Consider the following 12,879-nt stretch of genomic DNA (forward strand, 5'->3'; position numbering starts at 1 on the left):
AGGTCGGGAGCGCGTCGCTTAGGCGTGACGGACCTGACCGAGCCCCGGCGACCGCGTCGGCCGAAAAGCAACCCTTACGCGCGCGGCGGCCGGACTCGGTCGCATGGACGAGACAGCGACCGTCGACGCGGGCGGGAGCGGGACCGCCGGGGCGGACGCGGGGAACTCGAACGCGCCCGCCGGCGACCCCGTCGTCGTCGGCGAGGGGGTCCGGAAGGCGTACGGCGAGGTCGACGCGCTCGACGGGGTCGACCTCGACGTGGCCGCCGGCGAGGTGTTCGGGCTCATCGGCCCCAACGGCGCCGGGAAGACGACGCTGGTGCGCGCGCTCACCGGGACGACCGAGGCCGAGGGCGACCTCCGCGTGTTCGGCGCGCCGCCTCGCGAGGTCGACCCCGCCCGAGTCGGGCTGCTCCCGCAGTCGTTCGACCCGCCCGCGCGGCTCACGGCCCGCGAGCTGGTCGACTACTACGGCGGCCTCTACGACGCGGCCCGCGACACCGAGGCGGTCCTCGAGGACGTGGGGATGGCCGACGACGCCGACGCCTGGTACGAGACGCTCTCGGGCGGGCAGAAGCGCCGCACCTGCGTCGCGACCGCGGTCGTCAACGACCCGGACCTCCTCTTCCTCGACGAGCCGACGACGGGGATCGACCCCGCCGGTCGCCGGGCGATCCACCGGCTGATCGAGCGGCTCGCGGCCGGCGGGACGACCGTCTTTCTCACGAGCCACGCGATGGACGAGGTCGAGCGGCTCGCCGACCGCGTGGCCATGCTCCGCGACGGGCGGGTCGTCGCGAGCGGGGCGCCGGACCGGCTGGTCGCGGAACACGGCGGCGCGCCGCGGCTCGACGCCGCGACCGCGGGGCCGGCGACCGACGAGACCGTCGCGGCGGTCGCGGCCGGCGTCCGCGAGCGACTCGGCGATGACCCCACCGTCGAGGCGACAGACGGGGGGATCCGGGTGCGCGGCGTGCGGCCCGAGGCGATCGGCGCGGCCGTCGACGCGCTCGACGGCGCCGGGGTCGCCTTCGACTCGCTGTCGTGGTCGGAGCCGTCGCTGGAAGACGTGTACCTGCGACTGACCGGCGAGGAGTACGCGCGGCGGGGAGCCGAGGGGGGACCGACCGTGGCGGTCGGCGACGGGCGTCGCGCAGCAGACGACGCGGCGCCCGACGGGGGCGAGCGATGACCCGGCTCGGGCGGATCGGGACCGAGGCGGTCGCGGCGGCGCGGTCGTTCACCCGGCGCCGGACCGCGGTGTTCTTCACCTTCTTTTTCCCGGTCATCCTCGTCGTCATCTTCGGCGCGCTGGTGCGGACGCAGCCGACCGGCGGCGGCCTCTTCGCCGAGCCGGCGGGCTACTACATTCCCGGCTACCTCGCGGTCGTCGTCCTGTTCACGCCGCTGTCGCGGGTCGGCTCCGAGATCGCGCGCCACCGCGACGGCGGGCGGTTCGAGAAGCTGGCGACCACGCCCCTCTCCCGCGCCGAGTGGCTCGTCGCGCACACGCTCGTCAACGTCGGCATCATCGGCGCCGCGAGCCTGCTCATCCTCGGCCTCGTGGTTGCGGTGACCGACGCGACGCTCGTGGTCTCGCCGTCGCTGGCCGCCCTGCCGGTCTTCGTCGCGGTCGCGGTCGCGCTCTTCTGCGGGCTCGGCGCCGTCCTCGGCGCGCTTGCCGACTCGCAGGACGGCGTGATCGCCGCGAGCAACACGGTCGCGCTTCCCCTGCTCTTCCTCTCCGAGACGTTCGTCACCCCCTCGCTCCTGCCGGAGTGGTTCCTGCCCGCGGTCGCCGCCTCGCCGCTGACGTACTTCGCGCGCGGGGCTCGGGCGATCACCTTCACCGGCGGTCGGTGGGCCGGCGACCTCCTCGTGTTGACCGCGCTCGCGGCGGTCTTCCTCGCTGTCGGCGCGTACGCGGTACCGCGGACGGAGTGAGCCGGTCGGAACCGTCCATTTATGTCCGCAGACCGCATCCGGGGGGAACGAGAGGGTAAGCGTTGACCACCGTTCACTTCACCTGTCCGGACTGCGAGCAGACCATCGAGGTCAACGACGCGATGCGGGAGACCATCCTCGACGCCGGCTGTCCGGTGTGTACCGCAGCCGCGGCGGAGGAGGACTTCGCCGTGACGTGCGAGTGACCGCCGCGATCCGGTGGCGTCGGTTCGACGCCGGGCCCCGTCGGAAACCGGAGCGACGCTCCCACCGCCGTCCCGCCCCCGCGACCGCCACGCGTTCGCACATCGCATCCGGTTGCTGAGCCTTTTTGCGTCGACCGCGACAACCGTTCGGCGATGACGCCCGAACTCGACGAGATCGATCTGGGAACCGTGCCGCTGGGTCGGACCGGCCTGCGGACGAGCGAGCTCCAGTTCGGCACGTGGCGGTTCGGCCGCGTGACCGAGGCGGGGAACGTTGAGATCGACGAGGAGCGCGCCCACGAGCTGCTCGACGCCTACGAGACCGCCGGCGGGCGGTACATCGACACCGCCGACGTGTACGGCGGCGGCGACTGCGAGCGCTGGATCGGCGACTGGCTCGCCGAGCGCGACCGCGAGCGCTACACCGTCGCCTCGAAGGTGTACTGGCAGATCCGCGACGGCGACCCGAACAGCCGCGGGACGAACCGCAAGAACGTGCGCCACCGCGTCGACGCCCTGCTCGACCGGCTCGGCACCGACTACGTCGACGTCCTCTACATCCACCGCTGGGACGACGAGACCCCGGCCCGCGAGCTGATGAAGACGCTGAACGGGCTCGTCGAGTCCGGGAAGGTCCACTACCTCGGCGCCTCGACGCTCCGCCCGAACGCCTGGAAGGTCGCCCGCGCCAACGAGATCGCCCGCAGCGAGGGCTGGGAGCCGTTCACGGTGCTCCAACCGCGCTACAACCTCGTCGACCGCGAGATCGAGGGGGAGTACCTGGAGTTCGCGCGCCAGCGGAACCTCGCCGTCTCCCCGTGGAGCCCGCTCGGACAGGGCTTCCTGACCGGGAAGTACGACCGCGACGCCGACCTGCCCGGCGACTCGAAGGCGGCGGAGTCGAGCCGGTTCCAGGAGGCGTACCTCACCGAGCCGAACTTCGACGTCCACGACGAGCTAGACGCCGTGGCCGAGGAAGTCGGCGCCTCGCCCGCGCAGACCGCGCTCGCGTGGCTCTCGCACCGCGACGGCGTCACGGCCCCGATCGTCGGCGCCCGGACCGTCGACCAGCTGCGAGAGAACCTCGCGGCCGCGACGATCGACCTCTCGGACGAGCAGGTCGACCGCCTGACCGCGGCCAAGCCCGGCCCGTACGACGAGCTCTAAGCGGAGCGGACGCGATCGCCGACTACCGTTCCGCGCAGTAGTCGACGAAGTTCCGCAGGATCGTCAGTCCCGTCTCGCCGCTCTTCTCGGGGTGGAACTGCGTGCCGAACACGTTGCCCGCGTCGTTGGCGACGACCGCCGGGAAGTCGACCCCGTAGTCGGCGGTGGCGACGACCGCGTCGGCGTCGTCCGGCGCGGCGTAGTAGGAGTGGACGAAGTAGGCGTGCTCGCCGTCGACGGACCCGCCGGCGGCCGAGTCCGCCCCCGACTCCTCCGCCCCGTCAACGCCGTCGACGATCGGGTGGTCGCGCTCGACTTCGAGCTCGTTCCAGCCCATGTGCGGCACCTTCCGGTCGACCTCGAAGCGGACGTTGGTTCCGGGGATCAGGTCGAGCCCCGTCACCTCGCCTTCGCCCGCGTGGTCGGCCTCCTCGCTCGTCGTGAGGAGCATCTGCATCCCGAGGCAGATCCCGAAAAGGGGGCGCCCCGCCTCGGCGTGGTCGGTCAGCGCCTCGCGCAGCGGCCCGGCGTTCTCCATCCCTTCACGGAACGCGCCGACGCCGGGGAGGACGACGCCGTCGGCGGCCGCGAACGCCTCGGGGTCGTCGGTGATCTCGACGGACGCGCCCGCGCGCTCCAGCCCGCGGGTCGCGGACCGGAGGTTCCCGAGCCCGTAGTCCACGAGCGCGACGGACACCTCGGCGTCCGTTGGTGATTCGTCCATGGTTTCGGTTCGCGACCGCGGTGGAAGTCAGTTTCCATCCGGGAACTGTTACATAGCGGTATAGAGTCGTGTGTATATGTCAACAGCAACACTTTTGAAACGCCAGTAGAAGCATCAAATGGACACCTCATGGCGCAACGACGCAAATTCCTCAAGATCGCGGGTGCGGCAAGTATCGTTGGACTCGCAGGCTGTAGCGGCGGCGGCGACGGGTCCGGCGGCGGCGACGGGTCCGACGGCGGTGACGGCTCCGACGGCGGTGACGGCTCCGACGGATCCGACGGGTCCGACGGATCCGACGGGTCTGACGGCTCTGACGGCGGCGACTCGCAGATGTCGTTCGGCGGCGACGGGAAGGTCGACTTCGGGATCTCGCCGTCGGTCCCGCAGGAGGACCTCGAGGTGCAGTACTCCCCGCTGCTCGACCACGTGGGCAGCTATCTGAAGGAGAACTACGAGGTCCCCGACGGCCTCTCGGTCGAGGGGAACGTCGGCAGTAACTACAGCGCGATCATCCAGTCGCTCGGCCAGGGCACGACCGACGTCGCGGAGACGGGGCCGTTCGCGGCCGCCCTCGGCGTGAAGACCGGGAACGCGGAGATCATCCTCCAGCGGTTCGGCTACGGCGGCTGGACGTACAAGAGCATCATCGCGACGCCGAACGACAGCGACATCACGGAGCTGTCGGACCTGTCCGGCAAGACCGTCGCCTTCTCCGACCGGCTGTCGACCAGCGGTGCGCTGTACCCGCTGTACAGCATGTCGAGCCAGGGCGACCTCGACATCGGCGAGCTCCCCGAGGGCGACGGCTCGCAGGCCGAGTTCGACGCCCGCTTCGCCGGGGGCCACGTCGGCTCGTACACCCTGCTCGAACAGGGCCAGGTCGACGCCGCCGCGATGGGCGGCTTCGTCCGCGACACCGGCACCGGCCCCGCGCCGGAGGAGTGGCAGGAGGTCGCCACCACGCTCCACGAGGACGAGGGGCTGCCGCGCGCGCCGATTGTGGTGTCGCCCGAACTGAGCGACGACGTGAAGTCCGCCATTCAGGAGTCGTTCCTCGAGGCGCCGGACAGCATCTACTACGGCGCCGACGGCGAGTCCGACACCGACGACGACCTCTGGTTCAGCAAGGTCCGCGAGGCGAGCCAGGAGGACTACCAGTCCGTCATCGACGTCGCCAACGAGCTCGGCGTCGGCACCGACATCTTCGACCAGTAAGGCCCCGTCTCCAACTTCGGATCACTTTTCACCCGATCCCTCCCCTTTCGGACAAAGCCACACCCTATGCCAACGATCGAATTCGAAAACGTCACCAAGAGATACGGCGAGGACACCGTCGCCCTCGACGACGTATCGTTCACCATCTCCGAGGGCGAATTCGTCATCCTCCTCGGTCCCTCCGGCGCCGGCAAGTCGACGATGCTGCGCGTGCTGAACGGACTCACGCAGCCCACCGAGGGGTCCGTCCGCATCGGCGGCGAGGAGATACAGGGTAACCGCAGCAGCGTCGGCATGGTGTTCCAGGAACACTACCTCATCGAGAGCAAGACCGCGTTCGGCAACGCGCTGTCGGGCGCGCTCTCCCGGAACGGCCTCCTCCGGAGCGCCCTCGGGATGCACGACGACGACGACAAGCGGACCGCCCTGGAAGCCCTCCAGACGGTCGGCCTCCTCGACGAGGCGGGGCAGCGCGCCGAGTCGATGAGCGGCGGGCAGAAACAGCGCGTCGGGATCGCCCGGGCGCTTGTTCAGGAGCCGGAGATCGTCCTCGCCGACGAGCCGGTCGCCAGCCTCGACCCGAAGGCGGCGCGGGACGTGATGCGGTACCTCAAGAAGGCGGCGACCGCACAGGACCTCACCACGGTCACCAGCCTCCACCAGGTGAACATCGCCCGCGAGTTCGGAGACCGGTTCCTCGGGATCCGCGACGGCGAGGTGATCTTCGACGGCGACGCCGACGACCTCACCATGGACGAGATGGACCGCATCTACTACGGCAGCGCACAGGACGGAAAGACGGTCCCGACCGGCACGACCGGCGAGGAGCTGGGCGAGACCGACGCCGAGGCTGATGCGGCCGCAGACGGGGGGCAAGAAGCGTGAGTTCCTCGTCCGACTCCGCGATTAGGGACCAGTTCCGCGCGCTCGAACGGCTCCGGCGACTCAAGTACCTGTTGTGGGCCGTGCTCCTCACCGCCGTCCTCGGCGTCACCTACTGGGGGCTCGGCTTCATCGGCTTCCAGCCGAACGTCGTCGCCGGACGGCTCCCGGCGATGTACGAGTTCATCGCGACCGGCTTCTTCCCGCCCGACTTCCAGAACTTCACGATCTACACCAAAGACCAGGGAATCACGGGGCTTCAGGCGATCCCGGCGAGCTTCGGCGAGGGCGGGGCCCGCATCGTCGAGAGCTTCCAGTCGCCGCGGCAGACGCTGGTGAAGGCGAGCCTCGTGACGCTCCTCCTCGGCTTCATGGGCACCGTGTTCGCCTTCCCGTTCGCGCTGATCCTCGGCGTGCTCGGCAGCGAGCGCGTCACGCCGTTCCCGTTCAACTTCATCTTCCGCGGCACGCTCAGCGGCATCCGCGCCATCCCCGCGATCGTCTGGATCTTCCTGTACATCCCCGTCGGCCCGCCGGGACAGGTGACGGCGGTGCTCGCGATCGCGACCGACAGCATCGGGAACCTCGGCCGCCTGTTCACCGACGACCTCGAAGAGATCGAGGAGGGGCCGATCGAGGCGATCCGGTCGACGGGCGCCTCAGGCACCCAGACCGTGAGCTTCGGCATGCTGAGTCAGGTCTCGCGGTCGTTCATCGCGTGGACGCTGTACATCCTGGAGATCAACACCCGGATCGCCATCTCACTCGGGGTCGTCGGCGCCGGCGGCCTCGGGCTGATGATCCGGAACAGTCAGGACCTCTTCGAGTTCCAGCAGACCGCCGCGGGGCTGGTGATGGTGTTCATCGTCGTCCTCGGCATCGAGCTCATCTCCTCGCGGATCCGCGCCCGGCTCCGGCCCGGCGAGCACGAGGGGAAGGGACTGATCGAGGCCATCCGCGGCCTGTTCGACGCCAAGAAGTGGCTCGGTATCGGCGACGGTCCCAAGCGGGACTGAGCGCCTAAAACTCGCCGAGCCGCGACTGGCCGCCGCCGTTTTCGCCGCGCTCTCCGACGCCGCTCAGCTCCGCCGCCCGCGCGATCGTCTCGAAGAAGCCGTCGCGTTGACTCCGGTCGTACAGCGTCGCCGCCGGGTGGACGGACAGGAGGACGCGCCGCGACGCCCCGGCGAGCCGCGCGTCCACCACGTCGCCGGACGCCGAGGTGATCGCCACCGACCGGTCGAGGAGGTGCTCGCTCGGCACCTTCCCGAGCGTCACGATCAGCGCCGGGTCGAGGCGGTCGATCTCCGCGTCGAGGTGCCCGCGGCAGTTCGACAGCTCCTCGGCCGTCGGGTCCCGGTTGTCGGGCGGGCGGCACCGGACGCAGTTCGTGATCCGCACGTCGGCGCGGGCGAGCCCCGCGTCGCGTAGCGCCTCGTCGAGCACGTCGCCCGACCGCCCGACGAACGGCTCGCCCTCCTCGTCCTCGGTGGCGCCCGGCCCCTCGCCGACGAACAGCAGGTCCGCGTCCGTCGGGCCGACGCCGTCGACGATCCGGCTCCGCGAGGCGACCAGTTCCGGGCACCGCTCGCAGGCGGGCACGCGGAGGTCCTCGTCGAGGCCGTCGCCGCCGTGTTCGCTCATACCCACGGCTCCGGGCGCGGCCGTCTAAGGTGCGTCGGTCGCCCCGGGGGGATCGCTCGCCGTCACCGCCTCGCGGTGGGCGCTCGCGGCGAGCGCGGCGATCCGGAGCGGCTCGCAGCGCCGGAAGCCGTCGCGGGTGAGCGCCCTGACCGCCGCGGCGGCGCGCTCGGGGTCGAGGCCGACCGCGCGGACGAACCGAGGCTCGCCGCCGTCGGGAGCGTCGCCGCCGTCCGCGTCCGCGGAGCTGACCGGAACGCGGGGCGGCAGCGACCGGTACGTCGCGAGGCGCTCGGCGAGCGCGTCGCCGTCGAAGGCGTCGCGCAGGGCCGGTTCGAGCCCGGGGCTCGCCTCGTAGCTCACGGCGTACACCGGGCGGTCGAGCGCCTCGCGGAGTCGGTCGAGGTCGAGGAGGTTGAACCACGCCGGCGCGACCCCGGCGCAGGCGACGTGGCGGACGTCCTCGCGGTCGAGCGCGCGCCAGCAGTCGATCGCGGCGTCGGTCGCGTCGGTTCCCCCGACGGTACACCGCGCGAACGCGACGCCGTCGGGCGTCCCGTCGGCGCGGACGACGACGCCGGCCGCGTAGCTAACGTCGCGGGCGTCGGAGAACGCGACGCCGAGCGTGCGGCTCGGCGCGGTCACTCACGCGTCCTCGGACTTGATCTCCTGGAGCCGGTCGAGAAGCTCGTCGTTCGAGGCGCCGGGCTCGTAGTCGACGGACCCCTGGTGGGTCTCCTGGGCAGCCCGGACACCGTCGTCGTCGTCGAAGTCCGCGTCCAGGTCCTGATTCTCCTGTTCGGACTCGTCGTAGCTGCCGAAGCCCATCTGTGTGTGAAGTTAACGGCGGGTGTCAAATAAATCCACGGCCGCTCGCGGGGAGAGACGCCGCGCGGCCGCGGCTGTACCCTTTTGTCGCTCCGCGAGCGAGTACGGGCATGGAGCCGATCACCGTCACCGCGGACGCGGAGGAGTTCACCTGTAACGCGTACCTCGCCGTCGGGGACGCGACGACGCTCGTCGACGCGGGAACGATGCCGGGCGTCGACGACGTGATCGCCGACGCGCTCGACGACGCCGGCGTCGACGGGCTCGACCGCGTCGTGATCACCCACCAGCACCACGACCACGTGGGCGAGCTCGACGCGGTGGCCGACCGGTTCGACCCGCGGGTGTTCGCGTACGCGGACCACCCGCGCCGCGACGTGGCGCTCGAAGACGGCGACGAGGTGCTCGTCGGGAGCGAGGCGTGCGAGGTCGTCCACACGCCCGGCCACGCCGACGACCACGTCTCGCTCGTCGGCGAGGATCGGCTCTACTCCGGCGACGTGGTCGTCTACAACGACGGCGCCTTCGACGACGGCTCGTTCGGCCGGACGGACATGGCCGGCCAGTCCCGCGAGCGCCTGATCGAGAGCCTCTGCGAGATCCTCGACCGCTTGCCCGACACGACCGCGGCGATGTTCCCCGGCCACGGCGACGTCTACCGCGCCGCCGACGGGCCGGACACCGTCCGCGAGGTGATAGAGCGCGCGACGGAGCGCGCCGAGCGCCGCGAGCCGAAGTACCCCGACGAGTGAGCGCGGGGCGCGACCGAGGCCGGGGCCGCGAGGGGGACGCGCGGCTGTTCGTCGAGGGGGAATAGCTCGGAGGAAGGGCCGAGGGCGGCCCGGCGGCCGACCGGATTACGCGGCGCGGCGCTCGGTCGCCTTCGGGCGGAGCTTGGTGTAGCCGCACTTGCGGCAGCGCTCGGCCTCGGAGGCGTTCCGGGCGTTACAGCGCATACAGATCTGTCGGTCGAGCATGCGGCGTTCGGCGGCGTCGAATTTGGCCATACCGTTACTGCGCGTGCGGTGCTGTAAAAGGTTGCGAGACGCCGCGGCGGCGGGTCGCGCCCCCGAAGCGGCCGTCTGAAAGCGTTCGGGTGCGGCCATCGGCCGCGAGAAGAACGGCTGCCGAGCGGGACCGACGGTCAGGCGCCCGCTTCCGTGAGGGCGGCCTCGATGTCCTCGCGCTGCGTGACGCCGACGAAGCGGTCGACGACGCCGTCGTCGTTCTCGACGATGAGCGTCGGGAGCGAGCGGACCTGGTACTGGTTCGCGACGTCCTGCTCCTCGTCGACGTCGACTTTCTGGAGCTCGAACGCGTCGCCGAGGTCCTCCTGAATCTCCTCCAGGATGGGGTCTTGGGTCTTACACGGGCCGCACCACTCGGCGTGGAAATCCAGCAGTCGAACGGTCATAGTCGGCGTCAACTATCGCCGGCCCGCGCATAAGGGTTTCCCACTCGTGTACGCGGGCGGTCCGCGCGGCGCGATCGGCGGCTGCGACCCGTCGGCTCGGACGGCGAACGAAACGTTTACGCCGCGTCGCCGTCCAGCAACGGACATGAGTGGTTCCAACTCCGGCGGGCTGATGTCCAGCGCGGGACTGGTCCGCTACTTCGAGAACGAGGACCGGAACGCCATCTCGATCGACCCCAAGACGGTCGTCGCGTTCTGCGTCCTCTTCGGCGTGTTCGTCCAGATCCTGTCGCTGACCGTCGCGTAGACGCTCCCCCTCTCCTCGTACCGACGGACCGAGCGCGAGCCGTTCGCCCGCGTAGCGCGCCCTTTTTCCACGCGCCCGCCCCACCTGTTCGTATGAAAGCAGGCGTCATCGCCGTTCAGGGCGACGTGGCCGAACACGCCGCCGCGGTCCGCAACGCCGCGGCCGCCCACGACGAGTCCGCGGAGGTCGTCGAGGTCCGGGACGCGGGGATCGTGCCCGACTGCGACGTCCTCCTGATGCCGGGCGGGGAGTCGACCACCATCTCCCGGCTGATCCACCGCGAGGGGATCGCCGCCGAGATCGAGGCACACGTCGCGAGCGGGAAGCCCGTCCTCGCGACCTGCGCCGGGCTCATCGTCTGCTCGAACGACGCGAAGGACGACCGGGTCGACCCGCTGGGGCTGGTCGACGTCTCCGTCGACCGCAACGCGTTCGGTCGACAGAAGGACTCCTTCGAGGCGAAGGTCCCGGTCGCCGGGCTCGACGACCCCTTCCACGCCGTGTTCATCCGCGCGCCCGCCATCGACGAGGTCGGGCCGGGGGTCGAGACGCTCGCGACCGTCGACGGGCGCCCGGTCGCGGTGCGGGACGGCCCGGTCGTCGCCACCGCGTTCCACCCGGAGCTCACCGACGACCCGCGGATCCACGACCTCGCCTTCTTCCCCGAGCGGGAGGTGGTCGCGTGAGCGATCAGGGTCCGGAATCCGGCGAGGAGTCGGCGGCGTCGCCCGACGCGGTCCTCGACGAGCTGTTCGCCACCATCGAGTCGCGGAAGGAGGAGCTGCCGGAGGGGTCGTACACGGCCTCGCTGTTCACCCACGAGAAGGGGGAAAACGCCGTCTTAGAGAAGATCGGCGAGGAGACGACGGAGGCGATCCTCGCGGCGAAGGACGACGACCGCGACGAGCTCACCGCGGAGAGCGCCGACCTCGTCTACCACCTGCTCGTGCTGTTCGCGATGAAGGACCTCGACGTCGACGACCTGCGCGGAGAGCTCCGCGACCGTTTCTGATCCTCAGCGCTCGCGTTCGAGCTCGCGGTCGATGTCGTCGACCTCCTCGGTCTCTAACTCCTCGCCGATGCGGCGCTCGAACTCCGACTCGCTGATCTGTCCCTCGACGTACTGCTGGCGGAGGCGGTCCTGCCGGCTCGTCGCGGCGTCGGCGGAGGCGGACGACGAGGACCCGATCGAGTCGAGCGAGTCGGCGCCGGCGTCCCCGTCGCCGAGCAGCCACGAGCCGGCCTTGTACGCGGCGTACGCGAGCCCCGCCAGCACGGCGAGCGTGACGATCCCGGAGACGACCGCCCACGCGAGGCTCAAGAGGGCCGAGACCACGCTGACGACGACGCTGATCCCGACGAGCACCGCGATCGCGATCGCCGCGTAGTAGAGGGCCTGCTTCCCGTCCATGCTCCGGAATCGGGCTGCCGGCTGCAAATACCTTCTCCCGGGCGAGCGCGGTCGCCGGCCGAGCGTCGCCGACCGCGAGCTTTTGTCCGCGGGGCCGAACTCCTCGACGAGGACGGCCCCGTGAGCGACACTGAGCCGACCGGATCCGGTGCGGAGACCTACCCGTCCCGCAGAGCGGTGCTTCGGCGGTGCGGGTCGATCGCGGTCGGCGGGGCGGCGGTAGCCGGATCGACCGCCCTCGCGGGCTGTGTCGGGCGGGACGGCGGCGGGGCGACCGAGGCGGGCGGCGACCGCAGCGACCTCGGCCCGCCCCTGATCGCGCACCGCGGCTTCGCAGCCGAGAACCCGGAGAACACCGTCGCAGCGGTCGAGGCGGCCGCGGCGGCGACCGACCGGATCGAGCTCGACGTGCGCCGCTGCGGGACGGGCGAGCTCGTGGCCTTCCACGACGCGACGCTCGGGCGGGCGACCGACGCGACCGGCCGCGTGAGCGAGACGCCGTACGAGCGGCTCGCGGCCCTCTCGGTCGAGGGCTCCGGCGAGCCGGTGCCGACGCTCGCGGACGCGCTCGACGCCGTGCCGGCGGACGCGTGGGTCATGCTCGACCTGAAGGAGCGGGGCGTCGCGGCGGACGCGGTCGCGGCCGGCGCGGACCGCGACTACGACCTCGCCGTCGCCGCCGACGACCCGGCGGTTATCGAGGCGGCGACCGCGGCCGACCCGGCGGTGCCGACCGTCTACGGCGTCCGCGAGTCGGTTCCGGCGCGGGCCCTCCGACCGCTGATCCCGGGGCCGCTCGGCGGCGCGTCGCCGCCCCGGTGGGCGTACCCGCCGCAGGACGTGGCGGGGACGATCGAGACGGCGACCGAGCTGGGGTGTGCGGCCGTCTCGCCGCGGTACGAGCTGTGCCTGCGGACCGACCTCGTTCGGCGGGCGCGGGAGGGCGGGCTGCGAGTGCTGCCGTGGACTGTCGCCTCGGCGCGCGAGTACGACGCGGTGGCGGCGGTCGGCGGCGTCGACGCGGTCGTCTCCGACGTCTTCGTCGAACGGTGATTTGCGGCGGTCGACCGCGCTCGGCGCGGTCGAGGGCGGGCAGGGCAGCGGAAGGGTTATTCCCCGCTGTCCCATCGTTCGGAC

At 71.4% G+C, this 12,879-nt stretch carries 19 protein-coding genes; 12 read left to right on the top strand and 7 right to left on the bottom strand.

Going from position 1 to position 12,879, the window contains the following annotated elements; all coding sequences use genetic code 11:
• The first annotated feature begins 103 nt into the window (after nucleotides 1–103).
• The 4 genes from DVK06_RS10835 to DVK06_RS10850 all read left to right on the top strand — a co-directional run bounded on the left by DVK06_RS10835 (nucleotide 104) and on the right by DVK06_RS10850 (nucleotide 3,317).
• The gene (locus tag DVK06_RS10835; RefSeq protein ID WP_121600284.1) at nucleotides 104–1,192 is read left to right on the top strand and encodes an ABC transporter ATP-binding protein; all 1,089 of its coding nucleotides are present in this window, start codon (nucleotides 104–106) and stop codon (nucleotides 1,190–1,192) included.
• Nucleotides 1,189–1,944: an ABC transporter permease gene (locus DVK06_RS10840; RefSeq protein ID WP_053772474.1), complete on the top strand. Its 756-nt coding sequence runs from the start codon at nucleotides 1,189–1,191 to the stop codon at nucleotides 1,942–1,944. The genes DVK06_RS10835 and DVK06_RS10840 overlap by 4 nt, the downstream gene beginning before the upstream one ends.
• 62 nt (nucleotides 1,945–2,006) lie before the next feature.
• Entirely contained in the window at nucleotides 2,007–2,150 is a 144-nt protein-coding gene (locus DVK06_RS10845; protein WP_121600285.1) for a zinc ribbon domain-containing protein, read from the top strand.
• 153 nt (nucleotides 2,151–2,303) lie between these two features.
• Nucleotides 2,304–3,317, top strand: coding sequence for an aldo/keto reductase (locus DVK06_RS10850; RefSeq protein WP_121600286.1), 1,014 nt, complete (start codon nucleotides 2,304–2,306; stop codon nucleotides 3,315–3,317).
• A 22-nt stretch (nucleotides 3,318–3,339) separates the two neighbouring features.
• Here DVK06_RS10850 and hisH read toward each other — a convergent pair whose 3' ends face one another.
• The gene (hisH, locus tag DVK06_RS10855; RefSeq protein WP_121600287.1) at nucleotides 3,340–4,041 is read right to left on the bottom strand and encodes an imidazole glycerol phosphate synthase subunit HisH; all 702 of its coding nucleotides are present in this window, start codon (nucleotides 4,039–4,041) and stop codon (nucleotides 3,340–3,342) included.
• A gap of 129 nt (nucleotides 4,042–4,170) precedes the next feature.
• Here hisH and phnD point away from each other — a divergent pair, with 129 nt between their 5' ends.
• The 3 genes from phnD to DVK06_RS10870 all read left to right on the top strand — a co-directional run bounded on the left by phnD (nucleotide 4,171) and on the right by DVK06_RS10870 (nucleotide 7,157).
• Nucleotides 4,171–5,259, top strand: coding sequence for a phosphate/phosphite/phosphonate ABC transporter substrate-binding protein (gene phnD, locus DVK06_RS10860; protein WP_121600288.1), 1,089 nt, complete (start codon nucleotides 4,171–4,173; stop codon nucleotides 5,257–5,259).
• A 66-nt stretch (nucleotides 5,260–5,325) separates the two neighbouring features.
• Nucleotides 5,326–6,144, top strand: coding sequence for a phosphonate ABC transporter ATP-binding protein (gene phnC / locus DVK06_RS10865; protein ID WP_053772470.1), 819 nt, complete (start codon nucleotides 5,326–5,328; stop codon nucleotides 6,142–6,144).
• The gene (locus DVK06_RS10870; protein WP_053772469.1) at nucleotides 6,141–7,157 is read left to right on the top strand and encodes an ABC transporter permease; all 1,017 of its coding nucleotides are present in this window, start codon (nucleotides 6,141–6,143) and stop codon (nucleotides 7,155–7,157) included. Before phnC ends, DVK06_RS10870 begins: the two co-directional genes overlap by 4 nt.
• Nucleotides 7,158–7,161: 4 nt before the next feature.
• Here the strand turns inward: DVK06_RS10870 and DVK06_RS10875 are convergent, their stop codons facing one another.
• The 3 genes from DVK06_RS10875 to DVK06_RS10885 are packed head-to-tail and all read right to left on the bottom strand — an operon-like array spanning nucleotide 7,162 to nucleotide 8,610.
• On the bottom strand, nucleotides 7,162–7,785 hold the full coding sequence (locus DVK06_RS10875) for a uracil-DNA glycosylase family protein (RefSeq protein ID WP_121600289.1): 624 nt from the start codon (nucleotides 7,783–7,785) through the stop codon (nucleotides 7,162–7,164).
• A gap of 24 nt (nucleotides 7,786–7,809) precedes the next feature.
• On the bottom strand, nucleotides 7,810–8,427 hold the full coding sequence (locus tag DVK06_RS10880; RefSeq protein WP_121600290.1) for a DUF99 family protein: 618 nt from the start codon (nucleotides 8,425–8,427) through the stop codon (nucleotides 7,810–7,812).
• The gene (locus DVK06_RS10885; protein ID WP_007995123.1) at nucleotides 8,428–8,610 is read right to left on the bottom strand and encodes a DUF5786 family protein; all 183 of its coding nucleotides are present in this window, start codon (nucleotides 8,608–8,610) and stop codon (nucleotides 8,428–8,430) included. It abuts the gene before it with no gap.
• A gap of 110 nt (nucleotides 8,611–8,720) precedes the next feature.
• On the opposite strand from DVK06_RS10885, the gene DVK06_RS10890 reads away from it, so the two are divergent.
• Entirely contained in the window at nucleotides 8,721–9,362 is a 642-nt protein-coding gene (locus DVK06_RS10890) for an MBL fold metallo-hydrolase (RefSeq protein WP_121600291.1), read from the top strand.
• A 105-nt stretch (nucleotides 9,363–9,467) separates the two neighbouring features.
• Here the strand turns inward: DVK06_RS10890 and DVK06_RS10895 are convergent, their stop codons facing one another.
• Nucleotides 9,468–9,617 carry a 50S ribosomal protein L40e gene (locus DVK06_RS10895; protein ID WP_006111655.1) on the bottom strand — a complete coding sequence of 50 codons (150 nt, stop codon included), beginning with the start codon at nucleotides 9,615–9,617 and terminating at the stop codon, nucleotides 9,468–9,470.
• A 137-nt stretch (nucleotides 9,618–9,754) separates the two neighbouring features.
• Nucleotides 9,755–10,024, bottom strand: a complete 270-nt coding sequence (locus DVK06_RS10900) for a co-chaperone YbbN (protein ID WP_004598787.1) — start codon at nucleotides 10,022–10,024, stop codon at nucleotides 9,755–9,757.
• A gap of 145 nt (nucleotides 10,025–10,169) precedes the next feature.
• On the opposite strand from DVK06_RS10900, the gene DVK06_RS10905 reads away from it, so the two are divergent.
• From DVK06_RS10905 to hisE, 3 genes are all read left to right on the top strand, one after another.
• Entirely contained in the window at nucleotides 10,170–10,331 is a 162-nt protein-coding gene (locus DVK06_RS10905) for a preprotein translocase subunit Sec61beta (RefSeq protein WP_077152317.1), read from the top strand.
• Nucleotides 10,332–10,423: 92 nt separating this feature from the next.
• Nucleotides 10,424–11,017: a pyridoxal 5'-phosphate synthase glutaminase subunit PdxT gene (pdxT, locus tag DVK06_RS10910; RefSeq protein ID WP_053772465.1), complete on the top strand. Its 594-nt coding sequence runs from the start codon at nucleotides 10,424–10,426 to the stop codon at nucleotides 11,015–11,017.
• The gene (hisE, locus tag DVK06_RS10915) at nucleotides 11,014–11,343 is read left to right on the top strand and encodes a phosphoribosyl-ATP diphosphatase (RefSeq protein WP_121600292.1); all 330 of its coding nucleotides are present in this window, start codon (nucleotides 11,014–11,016) and stop codon (nucleotides 11,341–11,343) included. Before pdxT ends, hisE begins: the two co-directional genes overlap by 4 nt.
• Before the next feature lie 3 nt (nucleotides 11,344–11,346).
• Here hisE and DVK06_RS10920 read toward each other — a convergent pair whose 3' ends face one another.
• Nucleotides 11,347–11,742 carry a hypothetical protein gene (locus tag DVK06_RS10920; protein ID WP_121600293.1) on the bottom strand — a complete coding sequence of 132 codons (396 nt, stop codon included), beginning with the start codon at nucleotides 11,740–11,742 and terminating at the stop codon, nucleotides 11,347–11,349.
• Nucleotides 11,743–11,862: 120 nt separating this feature from the next.
• Here DVK06_RS10920 and DVK06_RS10925 point away from each other — a divergent pair, with 120 nt between their 5' ends.
• Entirely contained in the window at nucleotides 11,863–12,795 is a 933-nt protein-coding gene (locus DVK06_RS10925; protein ID WP_121600294.1) for a glycerophosphodiester phosphodiesterase family protein, read from the top strand.
• Nucleotides 12,796–12,879: the final 84 nt, after the last annotated feature.

It is taken from the genome of Halorubrum sp. Atlit-28R (assembly GCF_003665955.1).
GTDB classification, from domain to species: Archaea; Halobacteriota; Halobacteria; order Halobacteriales; family Haloferacaceae; genus Halorubrum; species Halorubrum tropicale.

Excerpts from the sequence above, each read along its gene's own strand:
- DVK06_RS10835 (WP_121600284.1), top strand. The coding sequence starts at position 104 with ATGGACGAGACAGCGACCGTCGACGCGGGCGGGAGCGGGACCGCCGGG.
- DVK06_RS10840 (WP_053772474.1), top strand. The coding sequence starts at position 1,189 with ATGACCCGGCTCGGGCGGATCGGGACCGAGGCGGTCGCGGCGGCGCGG.
- DVK06_RS10850 (WP_121600286.1), top strand. The coding sequence starts at position 2,304 with ATGACGCCCGAACTCGACGAGATCGATCTGGGAACCGTGCCGCTGGGT.
- hisH (WP_121600287.1), bottom strand. The coding sequence starts at position 4,041 with ATGGACGAATCACCAACGGACGCCGAGGTGTCCGTCGCGCTCGTGGAC.
- phnD (WP_121600288.1), top strand. The coding sequence starts at position 4,171 with ATGGCGCAACGACGCAAATTCCTCAAGATCGCGGGTGCGGCAAGTATC.
- phnC (WP_053772470.1), top strand. The coding sequence starts at position 5,326 with ATGCCAACGATCGAATTCGAAAACGTCACCAAGAGATACGGCGAGGAC.
- DVK06_RS10875 (WP_121600289.1), bottom strand. The coding sequence starts at position 7,785 with ATGAGCGAACACGGCGGCGACGGCCTCGACGAGGACCTCCGCGTGCCC.
- DVK06_RS10885 (WP_007995123.1), bottom strand. The coding sequence starts at position 8,610 with ATGGGCTTCGGCAGCTACGACGAGTCCGAACAGGAGAATCAGGACCTG.
- DVK06_RS10890 (WP_121600291.1), top strand. The coding sequence starts at position 8,721 with ATGGAGCCGATCACCGTCACCGCGGACGCGGAGGAGTTCACCTGTAAC.
- DVK06_RS10895 (WP_006111655.1), bottom strand. The coding sequence starts at position 9,617 with ATGGCCAAATTCGACGCCGCCGAACGCCGCATGCTCGACCGACAGATC.
- DVK06_RS10900 (WP_004598787.1), bottom strand. The coding sequence starts at position 10,024 with ATGACCGTTCGACTGCTGGATTTCCACGCCGAGTGGTGCGGCCCGTGT.
- DVK06_RS10905 (WP_077152317.1), top strand. The coding sequence starts at position 10,170 with ATGAGTGGTTCCAACTCCGGCGGGCTGATGTCCAGCGCGGGACTGGTC.
- pdxT (WP_053772465.1), top strand. The coding sequence starts at position 10,424 with ATGAAAGCAGGCGTCATCGCCGTTCAGGGCGACGTGGCCGAACACGCC.
- DVK06_RS10920 (WP_121600293.1), bottom strand. The coding sequence starts at position 11,742 with ATGGACGGGAAGCAGGCCCTCTACTACGCGGCGATCGCGATCGCGGTG.